Origin of the sequence: Mycobacterium sp. 852002-51057_SCH5723018 (genome assembly GCF_001667035.1) — a bacterium.
GTDB lineage: Bacteria > Actinomycetota > Actinomycetes > Mycobacteriales > Mycobacteriaceae > Mycobacterium.
This window is the reverse complement of record NZ_LZIR01000081.1, coordinates 66,702-79,343: the sequence shown is the minus strand read 5'-3', so window position 1 is coordinate 79,343 and position 12,642 is coordinate 66,702. Positions and strand designations below refer to the sequence as shown.

The 12,642-nt window shown below is 66.1% G+C and carries 16 protein-coding genes; 6 read left to right on the top strand and 10 right to left on the bottom strand.

Annotated elements, in window-relative coordinates; translation table 11 throughout:
- Positions 1–10: 10 nt before the first annotated feature.
- From ag85C to A5764_RS28925, 6 genes are all read right to left on the bottom strand, one after another.
- Positions 11–1,012, bottom strand: coding sequence for a diacylglycerol acyltransferase/mycolyltransferase Ag85C (ag85C, locus tag A5764_RS17405; RefSeq protein WP_067114761.1), 1,002 nt, complete (start codon positions 1,010–1,012; stop codon positions 11–13).
- A gap of 239 nt (positions 1,013–1,251) precedes the next feature.
- Positions 1,252–2,082: an ABC transporter permease gene (locus A5764_RS17400; RefSeq protein ID WP_067114759.1), complete on the bottom strand. Its 831-nt coding sequence runs from the start codon at positions 2,080–2,082 to the stop codon at positions 1,252–1,254.
- Complete coding sequence (locus A5764_RS17395; protein ID WP_067114757.1) at positions 2,072–2,908, bottom strand: ATP-binding cassette domain-containing protein; 837 nt, start codon at positions 2,906–2,908, stop codon at positions 2,072–2,074. Before A5764_RS17395 ends, A5764_RS17400 begins: the two co-directional genes overlap by 11 nt.
- A complete protein-coding gene (locus tag A5764_RS17390; RefSeq protein ID WP_067114756.1) occupies positions 2,905–3,366 on the bottom strand; it encodes a MarR family winged helix-turn-helix transcriptional regulator in 462 nt (153 codons plus the stop codon). The genes A5764_RS17395 and A5764_RS17390 overlap by 4 nt, the downstream gene beginning before the upstream one ends.
- Positions 3,367–3,440: 74 nt before the next feature.
- Entirely contained in the window at positions 3,441–3,941 is a 501-nt protein-coding gene (locus A5764_RS17385; RefSeq protein WP_067114755.1) for a metallophosphoesterase, read from the bottom strand.
- A gap of 30 nt (positions 3,942–3,971) precedes the next feature.
- Positions 3,972–4,145, bottom strand: coding sequence for a hypothetical protein (locus A5764_RS28925; RefSeq protein WP_197501581.1), 174 nt, complete (start codon positions 4,143–4,145; stop codon positions 3,972–3,974).
- A gap of 106 nt (positions 4,146–4,251) precedes the next feature.
- Between A5764_RS28925 and A5764_RS17380 the strand changes: the two genes are divergently transcribed.
- Positions 4,252–4,707 carry a MaoC family dehydratase gene (locus A5764_RS17380; protein ID WP_067114754.1) on the top strand — a complete coding sequence of 152 codons (456 nt, stop codon included), beginning with the start codon at positions 4,252–4,254 and terminating at the stop codon, positions 4,705–4,707.
- An 82-nt stretch (positions 4,708–4,789) separates the two neighbouring features.
- On the opposite strand, the gene A5764_RS17375 is transcribed toward A5764_RS17380, so the two are convergent.
- Positions 4,790–5,488, bottom strand: coding sequence for a GAF and ANTAR domain-containing protein (locus tag A5764_RS17375; RefSeq protein ID WP_067114747.1), 699 nt, complete (start codon positions 5,486–5,488; stop codon positions 4,790–4,792).
- Positions 5,489–5,651: 163 nt separating this feature from the next.
- Between A5764_RS17375 and A5764_RS17370 the strand changes: the two genes are divergently transcribed.
- Positions 5,652–6,548 carry a manganese catalase family protein gene (locus A5764_RS17370; protein WP_067114746.1) on the top strand — a complete coding sequence of 299 codons (897 nt, stop codon included), beginning with the start codon at positions 5,652–5,654 and terminating at the stop codon, positions 6,546–6,548.
- 64 nt (positions 6,549–6,612) lie between these two features.
- Here the strand turns inward: A5764_RS17370 and A5764_RS17365 are convergent, their stop codons facing one another.
- Positions 6,613–7,197, bottom strand: a complete 585-nt coding sequence (locus tag A5764_RS17365) for a hemerythrin domain-containing protein (protein WP_067114745.1) — start codon at positions 7,195–7,197, stop codon at positions 6,613–6,615.
- Between the two features lie 97 nt (positions 7,198–7,294).
- On the bottom strand, positions 7,295–8,392 hold the full coding sequence (locus A5764_RS17360; RefSeq protein ID WP_067114744.1) for a F420-dependent hydroxymycolic acid dehydrogenase: 1,098 nt from the start codon (positions 8,390–8,392) through the stop codon (positions 7,295–7,297).
- Positions 8,393–8,479: 87 nt separating this feature from the next.
- Between A5764_RS17360 and A5764_RS17355 the strand changes: the two genes are divergently transcribed.
- Positions 8,480–9,085 carry a GNAT family N-acetyltransferase gene (locus A5764_RS17355; RefSeq protein WP_067114743.1) on the top strand — a complete coding sequence of 202 codons (606 nt, stop codon included), beginning with the start codon at positions 8,480–8,482 and terminating at the stop codon, positions 9,083–9,085.
- Positions 9,086–9,131: 46 nt separating this feature from the next.
- Positions 9,132–9,491, top strand: a complete 360-nt coding sequence (locus A5764_RS17350; RefSeq protein WP_067114742.1) for a hypothetical protein — start codon at positions 9,132–9,134, stop codon at positions 9,489–9,491.
- A 42-nt stretch (positions 9,492–9,533) separates the two neighbouring features.
- On the opposite strand, the gene A5764_RS17345 is transcribed toward A5764_RS17350, so the two are convergent.
- Positions 9,534–10,220, bottom strand: a complete 687-nt coding sequence (locus A5764_RS17345; protein WP_197501578.1) for a TetR family transcriptional regulator — start codon at positions 10,218–10,220, stop codon at positions 9,534–9,536.
- Positions 10,221–10,278: 58 nt separating this feature from the next.
- Between A5764_RS17345 and A5764_RS17340 the strand changes: the two genes are divergently transcribed.
- Together A5764_RS17340 and A5764_RS17335 are read left to right on the top strand one after the other, a co-directional pair.
- Complete coding sequence (locus A5764_RS17340) at positions 10,279–11,373, top strand: ferredoxin reductase (RefSeq protein ID WP_067114741.1); 1,095 nt, start codon at positions 10,279–10,281, stop codon at positions 11,371–11,373.
- Positions 11,374–11,508: 135 nt separating this feature from the next.
- Complete coding sequence (locus tag A5764_RS17335; protein WP_067114740.1) at positions 11,509–12,615, top strand: acyl-CoA desaturase; 1,107 nt, start codon at positions 11,509–11,511, stop codon at positions 12,613–12,615.
- Positions 12,616–12,642: the final 27 nt, after the last annotated feature.

Here is a 12,642-nt window from a genome sequence, read left to right as displayed (position 1 = left end):
TTTTCGTTGCTCAGGCGTTGTTGTTCGCGCCGAGCAGCACCTGCTGGATGTCGGGCTTCATGGCAACCAGCTGCTGGTTCCAGTAGGGCCACGAGTGGGTCCCGTTGGCCGGAAAGTTGAACGTTCCGTTGCGGCCGCCCGCGGCGACGTAGGTGTTCTGGAACTGCTGGTTGGTGCGCAGCGTGAGGCCTTCCAGGAACTTGGCCGGCATGTTGTCGCCGCCCATGTCGCTGGGGGTGCCGTTGCCGCAGTAGACCCAGATCCTGGTGTTGTTGGCGACCAGCCGCGGAATCTGGACCATCGGGTCGTTGCGCTTCCACGCCGGGTCGCTGGACGGACCCCACATGCTGTTGGCGTTGTAACCACCCGCGTCGTTCATCGCCAAACCGATCAGCGTCGGCCACCAGCCCTCAGAGGGGTTGAGGAATCCCGAAAGCGAAGCGGCGTAAGGGAATTGCTGCGGGTAGTACGCCGCCATTATCAGCGCGGAACCGCCGGACATCGACAGGCCCACCGCGGCGTTACCGGCCGGCGAAATCTGCTTGTTGGCCTGCAGCCAAAGGGGCATCTCCTGGGTCAGGAACGTCTCCCACTTGTAGGTGTAGTTCTGTCCGTTGCCCGACGAGGGCTGGTACCAGTTGCTGTAGAAACTGGACTGGCCACCGACCGGCATCACCACCGACAGGCCCGACTGGTAAAACTCCTCGAACGCCGGGGTGTTGATGTCCCAGCCGTTGTAGTCCTCCTGAGCCCGGAGTCCGTCGAGCAGGTACACGGCGTGCGGCCCGCCCCCCTCGAATTGAACCTTGATGTTGCGGCCCATCGACGGCGATGGCACCTGCAGGTATTCCACTGGAAGACCCGGCTTCGAGAACGCCCCCGCGGTAGCCGAACCGCCGACGGCGGCGACTAGACCGGACAACAGGGCAGCCCCTACAGCCGCGATCGCCAGCCGGCGCGGCATGCTTGCCGCCGCGCCACGCAACTTTCGGACCTCTTCGAAGAACGACATGGCTCTGCACCCATCCCAACTTTTCATCTGCCGCGCATCGCGGTCGAATCCGTTCGCAGGCAGTGAAACACAGGGGCGGGGTGCTATTCGGCTGTCGCGGCCGCGGTGGGAGATCGCGGTTGGCTAACGATTGGGCCTCGGCGGGGAATCGTCACAACCGGGTCACGATTGGCTCTCGGTACCATGTGGTTGACTTGAAACGCGATAGCGGATGCGCTATCACGGTGCGGCGCAACGGTCTACGCGACGAGGCGGCGCAAAAGCGTTGAGGCCGCACCGATTCCGGCCACCGCCGCGATTGCCAGCACGATGATGTCGGCCGGGTGGAACGGGGTTCCGATCAGCAGCGCCCGCAACGCGTCCACCTCGTAGCTGAGGGGGTTGACCTTGCTCAGCGCATGCAGCCAGGCGGGCATGGCGTCGACGGGGTAAAGCGCGTTGGACGCGAAGAACAGCGGCATGGTGATGGCTTGCCCGATCCCCATCAGGCGATCGCGGTTGCGGACCAGTCCGGCCAGCGTCATCGACAGGCAGGCGAAGAACGCGGCGCCGAGCATCACGGTGGCCATCGCCGCCAGGATCCGCAGCGGGTTGATGGTCAGACCGACATTCATCACGTAGGCCAGCGCCATCACGCCGACGACCTGGGCGACCGACCGCACCCCGGCCGCAAACGCCTTGCCGGTGACCAGCGCCGATGCCGGCGCCGGCGTCACCATGAGTTTGGCGAGGACCCCGGCGTCTCGATCCCAGATGATCTGGATGCCGTAAAAGATCGAGATGAACAGTGCCGACTGGGCGATGATCCCGGGTGCCAGGAAGGCCAGATAGGACACCTTCCCGGTGTTGATCACACGCAGGTGACTGAACGTGGTACCGAAGATCAACAGCCACAGCGCGGGTTGCACCATGCGCATGACGAGCTCGGTCCGGTCATGCTGCAGCTTCTGCAGTTCGACGATCGCGAATGCCACGATGCGGGCTACCGTCGCCTGGACTCGTTGCCAACCGCGCGGGGCGCGAACCAGGCTGGTTGTCACCTGGGCTTGGGTGGCGCTGTCAACTGGCACGGCTGGCAACCTTTCTGCTGGCGCGGATTTCACGGAAGCCGGACGACGCGGCCGATTCCGTTTCGCCCGACAGGTCTTCGGCCGCGTAGTGACGGAAGACGTCCTCGAGCGTGGCGCCGGGCGACACCTTGGATACGTGGGCCTTCAGCTTTGCGGGCGTCCCGACGGCCCGTAACACGCCGCGATGCATCAGCGCGACCCGGTCGCACAACGCGTCGGCCTCTTCCATGTAGTGGGTGGTCAGCAGCACGGTCATGCCGAACTGGGCCTGCATGCTCTGCACCTGGGTCCAGACGCCGTCGCGGGCGATCGGATCGAGCCCGACGGTTGGTTCGTCGAGCACCAGCAGCGACGGGCGGTTGACCAGCGCCTGCGCCACCTCCAGGCGGCGCACCATGCCGCCGGAGTAGGTGCCGGCCAGCCGGTCGGCCACGTCGAGCAGTTCCATCGCGTCCAGCGCCTGGTCCACCCGTTCGGCCCGGCAGGACCGCGGCACCCCGTACAACCGCGCGAACCACTGCACGTTCTGTCGGCCGGTCAGCGCGGCCTCGATCGACAGTTGTTGCGGCACATAGCCGATGTTGCTTCGGATGTCGATCGTCTGATCGCGGGCGTCCATGCCGAAAACGCGCAGTTCGCCCTGCTGTACCGGCGTCAGCGTGGTCAGCATGCGGACCAGCGTCGTCTTTCCGGCGCCGTTGGGTCCCAGCAGGCCCATCGTCTCGCCCGGCCGCACCTGCAAGGTCACGTCATCGACCGCGGTGAACTGGCCGTACCGGTAGGTCAAATTGCGGCAGTCGATCGCCATCGGTAGCCGTTCGCTCATGATCGACGCTCCTGTAATAGTCGGGTCACCGTGTCGAGGACTTCCAATCCCTTTGCCAGGTCCTCGATTTGGTCGTCGTTGAGTTGATCGAGCACATCGGACAGCAAGGCTCGTCGTGCGGCCCGAGACGCGTCGACGATCTGCTGGGTCGGCTCGGCGAGCCGCAGCTGGCCGACGCGGCGGTCGGTCTCGCCGACGGTGCGGATGAGCAAACCGTTGGCTACCAGCTTGGAGACCAGGGTCGAGGCGGTGTTGGGCACCAGCCCGAGCTCGGTGGCGGCGATGCTGACCGAGACTCCCGGTCGGCGCCCGACCAGCCACAACAACTCCGACTGCGCCTCGCTAAGCCGCGCCGAATCCAGCCCGCGGCTGGCTGACCTGCGCAGCTGCCGACGGAACCGGCCGACGACGCCGAACACCTCGGCGACCAGATCGGTGCTGGACTTCACTGCCTCCATATGTCTCTGTTTACGAGCTAAATATGTGTGCAGGCTGTGTGGAAGCTAGCTCCCAGCTACTTTGTCGCCCCGCTTTAAAGGCTATTTACGGGATGCAGGACCACGTCCGTCAGGACGCCGTTGTCGACGCTCGCGGTCATGTAGCTGCAGAACGGTTGCCGGCGACGGTCGGTGGGCGATCCTGGGTTGAGCAGGCGCAGACCGGTCTGCGCCGTGGTATCCCAGGGGATGTGGCTGTGGCCGAACACCAGGACGTCGCTGTCCGGGTAGAGCCGCGACATGCGCGCCTCGCGGCCCGCCGCGGCGCCGGTCTCGTGGACCACGGTCAAACGCAGGCCGTCCAGCGTGGCGTCGGCACGTTCGGGCAATCGCGCCCGCAACGCGGGGCCGTCGTTGTTCCCCCAACACGCGACCAGCCGAGCGGATCTGGCTTCCAGCTCGTCCAGCAATTCGGCCGACACCCAGTCGCCCGCGTGGACCACCACGTCCGCCCGCGCCACCTCGTCCCACACCGTTGCGGGCAGGTCGCGGGCGCGCCGGGGGACATGGGTATCGGCGACCAGCAGCAGCCTCACGCGCTCATCCTGCCCCGGCCGTGGCCGGCGTTAGCCCCGCTGGCTGCGCGCTTCGGCGCCCGTTTCGCCGGCATCGATGGCGTCATCGGGGCCCGTCGCCCCGACATAGGTGCCGTCGTCTTCACCGTCGGTGGCACGCGATCGCGACTCGTGGGTTTCGGGCTCGACATCCGATTCGCCCTTGTGGCCCTTCGATTCAGGCATCCCGTTCCTTCCGTGCGGCTCGCGACGTCACACGGGGTTCCCCTGAGGGTCGTTACGAAACCAAGCCGGCGCTATTGTTAGCAGCCGGAGCCAAGGAGAACACGCAATGCGCACCTTTGAATCAGTAGCCGATCTCGCCGCCGCGGCGGGCGAGACGATCGGGCAGAGCGACTGGGTGACGATCACTCAGGAGGATGTCAACCTGTTCGCCGATGCGACCGGCGATCACCAGTGGATCCACGTCGACCCGGAACGGGCGGCCGCCGGCCCGTTTGGCACAACCATCGCCCACGGGTTCATGACGCTGGCCCTGCTGCCGCGGCTGCAGCACCAGATCTACACCGTCAACGGCATCAAGCTCGCAATCAACTACGGGCTCAACAAGGTTCGCTTCCCCGCCCCGGTCCCCGTCGGCTCCCGGGTGCGCGCCCAGAGCACGCTGGTCAGCGTCGACGACCTCGGCAACGGCGCCACACAGGCGACGATGTCGACCGCCGTCGAGATCGAAGGGTCGCCCAAGCCGGCGTGCGTGGCCGAAAGCATCGTCCGCTACATTTCCTGACCGATCGCGAAACATAAATGGCTGCGCCGCTTTTCGGCGTGTCTTCACCGACGTTTACGTGTCGCGAACGCGCGTCGCGCGGTCAGTCGTCGCCGCGGGTGTCGATGACGCGCTGGGCGACATCGACGAGCTTGCCTTGGCTCTCCTGAGATAGCCGCCGCAGCAACTCAAACGCGCGCACATCGTCTACGCTGTATCGTTCCATGATGATGCCCTTGGCCTGGCCGATGCGGTCTCTGCTCGATAGCGCCGACAGCATCTGCTCCCCGTGGCGCCCGGCCAAAATCGCTGCGGCGGCATGCGCGGCGAACACGGATCCGATGGTCTCGGCTTCGGTATCCCACACATTCGCCTTGAAACTGAACAAATTCAGCGCGCCCGCCGTGCGCTCGGCCGTGTACAGCTTGAACGACAGGCTGCTCAGGACACCGCGCTCCACCGCCGCCGGTGCATAGCGGGGCCAGCGAGGCTCGCTGCGCAGATCATCGGTCCGCACGATCGTCTCGTTGAGGGCGGCATCGGCGCATGGGCCCTCGCCGAAGTCGTGCTGCAGCTTGTCGAGCTGCGCGACCAAGCTGTCGGTGTCCGCCAAGGATTCGAATTCCCCGCCCTTTTTCACCAGCAGCACACCCGCGATGTCCGCCGCCGGGATGAGTTGCACCGCTGTCGTGGTCACATCGGCGAGGATCTGCTCGAGCTGGCGCGGCGCGGCGATCTCGCGGGCAAGCTCGGCCATGCGCACGGCGAGCTCGTGCCTGGAAGTTAGGTCTGAAGGCTCCATAGGTCCGGATTCTGCACGATCCGGGCGCGATGCGTAACCCGCCCGGTGCTGGGATCGGCCGTGACGGTCAGCCGGTGACGGATTTGCTGTCGCGGCGTTTGGCCGTATAGGCCACGGGTACCCGGCGTCGACCGCAACTATCTCGACCCGCCAGGGAGGCCCAGTGTTCGTACACAACAAAGATCTTCAATTCGAGGTCCGAATCGACCGACCCGACCCACGGTTCGCGTCGCTGCTCATGGAGCAGTTCGGCGGCGCCAACGGCGAACTCACCGCGGCGCTGCAGTACTTCACCCAGGCCTTCGTGCTGCGGCAGAAAAACCCGAAAATGTATGACCTATTCATGGACGTCGCGACCGAGGAGCTCAGTCACCTGGAAATGGTCGGCTCGATGATCACGATGTTGCTCGATGGGCTCAACGACAACCTGAAAATAGCCAACGAGCGCTGTGACTGGATGCCGGCGGTGGCCAGCACTGACGGGCGAGACAGCATCATCCATTCGGTGGCCGTCAACCCGCTGTTCCTCGTGCTCAGCGGCGGCGGCCCGGACGTCAAGGACTCCGGAGGCAACAACTGGACCGGCGCCTACATCGACGCCAACGGCGATCCGACGGTGGATCTGCGCAACAACGTCGCCGCGGAATCGCGCGCAAAGGTCGTCTACGAGTACCTCAAGCAATTCACCGATGATCCCGGCGCGCAGGACACCCTGAGTTTTCTGATGACCCGCGAGGTGGCGCACTACCAGCAGTTCACCGCGGCGCTCAACGAGTTGCCGGTGAACTTCCCGCCGGGACAATTGCCGGGCGATCCGCGCTTCCAGAACGTGGCGTTCAACATGTCGAACGGCGGCGGGGAATCGATTCGCGGACCGTGGAACCAAGGGCAGGGCCCATGGCCCGAGGGCATGGAGTGGGAGTACGTGGAGAAGCCCGAACAGCAGTGGCTGGGCGGCACGACTCGGCAGAACAAAGGTGCCGAGCAGAACCCCCAGGGTTCACCCGCCGTTGAGGCAGAGAAGCCGTTCACGCACGAACAGCACACGCCGACAAGCTAATTGGGAACGAAGTGAAGGCCGGGCGTCGGGACGTTCGACGTCCGGCCTTCCAAAATGTGTTGCCTCAGTGAACCTGGGGGTCCGGCGGGTTGTCCTGCCCGCGGCCGGTGAGCGCGTCGCGCACGTGGTCCATGACCGCCGCGCCCATCCCCATCGTCTTGAGCACCGTCGGGTTGGGCGGGGTGGCCGGATGCGGTCGGGTCGGGGCGATCTTCTTTGCCTGCTCTAGCTTTTCGCCGATCTTCTCCAACTCCTCGCGGCTGATCGCCGCTTCGACCTGTGGCCACACCACGTCCTGTTCGTAGGCGATGTGTTCGCGGCCGGCGCTTACGAACTCCTGCAGCGCTTCGTGGTAATCCGGCTCCCCGGGCTTGCCGTCCTCCAGCCGTTGCAGCAGCTTCTTGCCGGCCTGCTCCTGCTCGATCGCCTTGTCGGCGAGCGCGTCGCCGTCCTCGAGCGCATCGCGCACCGCCGGCCAGAAGAACTGCTCTTCGATCGCCTCGTGCTGCGACTCGGCGATGATGAGGTTGTTGACCACGGTTTCCAGGCCACTGCTCTCGGCGCCCGAGCCCGACGGCGCTCCGTCGAGCGTCTCGAACAGGCCGAGCACACTTTTGTGGTCTTGGCGGAGAAACGTTAAAGCGTCCATACCTTGCCTTCCCAGTTGGCTTTTCACATTCGGAAGAGTGGCGTGCGGATACCCGGGGCGGTGGCGTTGAAACGGCTGCACCGTGGCCGTGTTCGGCTCAATGCAGCTTTGGCAAGACGTCGGCGCGGTAGAAGTTGATGGCGGCGATGGGATCGTCCTGAGGGAAATGCAGAAAGGGAATGGCCCCAGCGTCGAGAACCCTTTGCACGGCATCGATGTGGGGTTTGGGGTCGGTCCCAACGGCCCAGTCGCCCAGCACCTTGTCGATCGGGTTCGCTTCGGCGGCGCGCTGGATCTCGACGGGATCGGGCTGATCGACGGCCCCGGCGGTAAATCGCCACAATGCGGCGGCGCGGGCGGCCTCGTTGTTGTCGCCGACCACCGCGAAGAGTTCGGCGCGCTTTCCGAGGCTGGCGGCGTCGCGACCGGCGGCTTGTGCGCCCGCGGCGAAGGCGGCCAGCAGTTTCGAGTTGGTGAGTCCGCGAGCCTGGGTGATCCAGCCGTCGCCGTATTGACCCGCCAGTTTTGCGCTCTTTGGCCCGCCGGCGGCAACGAAGATCGGTGGCGGCGTGGCCGGGGTGTCGTAGAGCCTCAGGGCGTTCGTCTGAAAATAGCGGCCGGAGAACGAGATTCGTGAACCGCTCCACAGCTGGCGGATCAGTTCGATGGCCTCGATCAGCCGGTCATGACGCTCCCTGTAGTTGCCGTACTTGTTGGTGGTGGCCTGTTCGTTGAGTCGCTCCCCGGTCCCCACTCCCAGGAACACCCGTCCGGGGCTGAGGATCGCCAGCGAGGCGAAAGCCTGGGCCACCGTGGCGGGGTGATAGCGGTACGTCGGGCAGGTCACCCCGGTGCCGAACGAGACGCGGCTGGTGCTGTTGCCGACCAGGGCCAGGGTCAGCCAGGGAAACATCGAATGGCCCTCGTTGTCCTGCCAGGGCTGAATATGATCGCTGGCCCACACGTACTGAAAACCGGCTTGTTCGGCGGCCTGGGCCTGCGCCACCAGCCGATCGGTGCGGAATTGCTCGTGGGAGAGCACCACACCCACACCCTTGGCCGCCGGTGCGGGCGGACCGGTGGACTTGGCGCGGCCGGCTCCCGGGTTGCCGCAGCCCTCGGAAAACCCGAAGCCCCCGAGCACGCCCGCGCCGGCGGCCATCCGCCCGAACGCCCGCCGCGAGATCCCGGTCACCCGAACCGCATACCCGCCGCGCCACGCGCCACACCGGCTGGCCGCCTGGGAGGCGGCCGTCGGTGGGCACGCACTAGCCTGACGTGGGTGACCCCGCAGGCGCGCCCGGCGCTCAAAGCCGACATCCGCGAGCTGTCCCGCACGCTGGCCCGGGCCTTCTACGACGACCCGGTGATGGTCTGGCTGCTGCCGGATGACAAGGCGCGGACCGCGCAGCTATACCGGCTGTTCGCGACAATGACCCGTCACCACCATCTGTCGCGCGGCGGGGTCGAGGCGGCCGGCGACGGGCCAGCCATCGGTGCCGCGGCGCTGTGGGATCCGCCCAACCAATGGCAGGAAACGCGCTGGGGCCAGCTCGCGATGACGCCCACGTTCATCCGGGTCTTCGGCGCGCACTCGATGCGGGGGCGGGCGGTGCAGGAGCTGATGAAGCGCGTGCATCCCGAAGAACCGCACTGGTATCTGGCGGTGATCGGAAGCGACCCGTCGGTCCGCGGCCGAGGCTTCGGCCAGGCGCTGATGCGGTCGCGGCTGGACCGCTGTGACGCCGAGTACTGCCCGGCCTACCTCGAGTCGAGCAAGCCCGAAAACGTGCCGTACTACGAACGTTTCGGCTTCACCGTCACCCGCGAGATCGCGCTGCCCGATGGCGGCCCGCCGCTGTGGGCGATGTGGCGCGCGCCGCGATAACCGCTGGGCGCGTTTAGGTGCCCCAGGCGGCGGGCAACCGGTGCGCATGAGCGAAAACCCCCAAGCCGATGAGCTGGTGGACGCCGCCGACTTCCCCGAGGAGGGCGGTCCGGGCGACACCCTGAGCGCCAGCGAAGGCACCGACTCCGACGAGCTGCGCAACGACGACGGCGACATCGTCGTCGACCCGCCCGAGGGCTGGAGCGAAGCCGACCGGTTCGGAGTGACGGCGCGCGAAGCGCGAGAGGGCGAATCCCTCGACGACCGGCTGGCCGAGGAAGAGCCGGACGTATCCGTCGACGCCGTCGGCCCTATCGATGACGGTGGTCCCGGGCGCGCTCACCGGGGTCAGATCGACGGCACACCGGAAGACGGCGATTCGCTGTACGAGGTTGTCGACGAGTAATTAGTGCTCGGTTGTTCACTCGTAAGCATCAAGTGATGGTGCTTACGGGCTGCTTCGCCAGCCGGCTATTCCGATGGTGATCATCCGCAGCTGCTTGACCGCCGCGCGCCGGATGTCTTCCAGCGCCTCCGAGGTCTGCGCGTCCTCGATGGCTTCGGCGATGACGATCATGGAATTGACGAACAGGGTCGCCAGTACGTTCAGGTCCTCGGTGCTCCACGCGTTGAGGCCGTTGAAGCGCGCGAGGTCGGTGGCCAGCTCGGAGGTGATGAGCCGCAGCTCGGTGCGGATCGCGTAGCGCAGCACGGTTACCCCACCGGAGCGCTCACGATAGATGAACCGCCAGTGCTCGCGGCGTTCGGTGATGCTGGCGATGACGATTTCGACGGACGACTCGATCACCCGGTTCGGATCGAGCTTGCCGGCCCGCGCCCCGCGCAGGGTGTCGCGCAAGGTGCGAAAGGATTCGTCGATCAGCACCAGCCCGAGGGCCTCCATCGACTCGAAATGGCGGTAGAAGGCCGCCGGCACGATGCCGACCTCCCGCGTCACCTCGCGCAGGCTCAGGCTGGAAAAGCTGCGGTCCTGCAGCAGCTTCAGCGCCGCGGCGATGATGGCTCGCCGTGTCACCTCCTTGCGCTCCTCGCGCGACAGGCTTTCGCCCGAACGCACGCGGCCCGACCGATGCGGCCGTGAGCTAGGAGTACGGCTGTTCACTGTGTGAACCATACCACAAACAGGCACTAAACCCTTGACGACCTGCGGGCGGAGGACGCACGGTGTACATATGTTCACCCAAACACCCGCACGGAATCTCGCCCAAACCCTGCGGAAGCGAGTCTTGGGTTCAGACCTGCTGGACCTGCTCACCGGTCCCCACGGCGTGGATCGCTACACCGAGCTGGTGGCGCCGACGTGGACACTGGGCGAGGCCCGCGCCAAGGTCGTCGACGTCCGCCGGACCACGCCGCGCAGCGTCACCCTCACGCTCGCTCCGAACGAGGCCTTCACATCCGCGCATACCGTCAAAGCCGGCCAGTACGTCAACCTCACGGTCGACATCGACGGCCGCCGGCACACCCGCTGCTACTCACCGGCCAACGCCGAAGGCGGCGCCAACCTCGAGCTGACGATCGGTCAGCACGAGGGGGGGCTGGTGTCGAACTACCTGTACGAGCGGGCCCGCCGCGGCATGGTGGTTGGCCTGGCCGGTGTCGGTGGTGACTTCGTGTTGCCCAGCCGACGGCCGCAACGGATCCTGTTCGTCTCCGGCGGAAGCGGCATCACGCCGGTCATGGCGATGCTGCGCACGCTGGTCGACGAGGGTCATGCTGGAGAGGTCGCGTTCGTGCACTACGCCCGCACGCCGGAGGAAGCCTGCTACCGCGAGGAACTAGCAACCCACAAAGGTCTGCCTGGCGTGCGGGTTCTGCACGGCTACACCCGCTCCGACGGCGGTGACCTGGTTGGCCGCTTCGGACCGGAGCACCTGGCTGCGGCCATGCCCGCACCCGATGCGGTGTTCGTCTGCGGCCCAACGACATTGGTCGAGGCAGTGCGGGAGCACTGCGACAATGTCTACACCGAAAGCTTCGTGCCACCCGTGTTCGAAGCGCCGGCCAATCCGTCGGGTGGCCGAATAACATTCGCCGACAGCGGCATCGACGTCGTTGACGACGGCCGCTCGCTGTTGGAACAGGCCGAATCGGCCGGGCTCACGCCGCAGAACGGGTGCCGGATGGGCATTTGCCACACCTGCACCCGGCGCAAGACCGCCGGCACGGTGCGCAACCTGGTCACTGGCGCCGTCTCGACCTGCCCGGACGAGGACGTCCAGATCTGCGTGTCCGTCCCCGTCGGCGACATCGATCTATCCCTCTAGTGGCGATCGCAAGCGCGGCGAAGCCGGGCGCGGCGGGTCGTCACCATCCCTCTAGTGGCGATCGCAAGCGCGGCGAAGCCGGGCGCGGCGGGTCGTCACCATCCCTTTAGCTCTCACCGATATCGGGAGGAAGCCATGTCACACAACAAGATCACCATTACGCCTGCGCAGGCCGAGGAATTCGGCCGCGAACTCGACGCGATCAAGGAACGCGTGATGGCGGACCTCGGCGAAGAGGACGCCGAGTACATCCGCCGCGTCATCAAGGCCCAGCGTGCACTCGAAGTCGGCGGACGCGCGTTGCTGTTCCTGCCGCCGGCGTGGCTGCTGGGCACCGCGATGCTGGGCCTGTCGAAAATCCTGGACAACATGGAGATCGGTCACAACATCATGCACGGTCAATACGACTGGATGCGTGACCCGGCGATCTCCGGTCGCACGTTCGAGTGGGACACCGCCTGCCCCGCCGATCAATGGCGGCATTCGCACAACTACATGCACCACACCCACACCAACATCGTGGGGATGGACCGCGACATCGGCTACGGCATCCTGCGGATGAGCGAAGACCAGCGCTGGCACCCGTACTACCTGGGCAACCCGGTGTATGCGTTCCTGCTGATGGTGCTGTTCCAGTACGGCGTCGCGCTGCACGAACTGGAGACCGAGCGCATTCGCTCTGGAGAGATTCGGCTGGCCGACAAGCGCGGCGTGCTGCGGGACATCTGGAAGAAGACGCGGCGGCAGGCGCTGAAGGACTACGTCGCCTTCCCGTTGCTGGCCGGCCCGTTCGCCCCGTTCGTGTTTGCCGGCAACCTCTCGGCCAACCTGATGCGCAACGTGTGGTCGTACATGATCATCTTCTGCGGTCACTTCCCCGACGGCACTCAGGAATTCACCGCCGAGGAGACCAAGGACGAGTCCCGCGGCATGTGGTACTTCCGCCAGGTCCTCGGTTCGGCGAACCTGACCGGCGGCAAGATCTTCCATCTGCTGTCCGGCAACCTGTCGCACCAGATCGAGCACCACCTGTTCCCGGACATGCCGGCCCGCCGGTACCTCGAAATCGCTCCTGAGGTGCAAGAGATCTGCGAACGCTATGGCATCCCGTACAACCGCGGGCCGCTGGTGCGGCAGTTCGGCACCGTCGTCCGCAAGATCGTCAAGCTGAGCGTCCCGGACTCGTGGCTGGGCAAGCCCGCGGCGGACCAGCCGGCCGAGCGGGTGCCGGCCGCCGCCTGAGCCTGCGCTGACGGAGCCGAGCCGATT

Excerpts from the sequence above, each read along its gene's own strand:
- ag85C (WP_067114761.1), bottom strand. The coding sequence starts at position 1,012 with ATGTCGTTCTTCGAAGAGGTCCGAAAGTTGCGTGGCGCGGCGGCAAGC.
- A5764_RS17395 (WP_067114757.1), bottom strand. The coding sequence starts at position 2,908 with ATGAGCGAACGGCTACCGATGGCGATCGACTGCCGCAATTTGACCTAC.
- A5764_RS17390 (WP_067114756.1), bottom strand. The coding sequence starts at position 3,366 with ATGGAGGCAGTGAAGTCCAGCACCGATCTGGTCGCCGAGGTGTTCGGC.
- A5764_RS28925 (WP_197501581.1), bottom strand. The coding sequence starts at position 4,145 with ATGCCTGAATCGAAGGGCCACAAGGGCGAATCGGATGTCGAGCCCGAA.
- A5764_RS17380 (WP_067114754.1), top strand. The coding sequence starts at position 4,252 with ATGCGCACCTTTGAATCAGTAGCCGATCTCGCCGCCGCGGCGGGCGAG.
- A5764_RS17375 (WP_067114747.1), bottom strand. The coding sequence starts at position 5,488 with ATGGAGCCTTCAGACCTAACTTCCAGGCACGAGCTCGCCGTGCGCATG.
- A5764_RS17365 (WP_067114745.1), bottom strand. The coding sequence starts at position 7,197 with ATGGACGCTTTAACGTTTCTCCGCCAAGACCACAAAAGTGTGCTCGGC.
- A5764_RS17350 (WP_067114742.1), top strand. The coding sequence starts at position 9,132 with ATGAGCGAAAACCCCCAAGCCGATGAGCTGGTGGACGCCGCCGACTTC.
- A5764_RS17345 (WP_197501578.1), bottom strand. The coding sequence starts at position 10,220 with ATGGTTCACACAGTGAACAGCCGTACTCCTAGCTCACGGCCGCATCGG.
- A5764_RS17340 (WP_067114741.1), top strand. The coding sequence starts at position 10,279 with ATGTTCACCCAAACACCCGCACGGAATCTCGCCCAAACCCTGCGGAAG.
- A5764_RS17335 (WP_067114740.1), top strand. The coding sequence starts at position 11,509 with ATGTCACACAACAAGATCACCATTACGCCTGCGCAGGCCGAGGAATTC.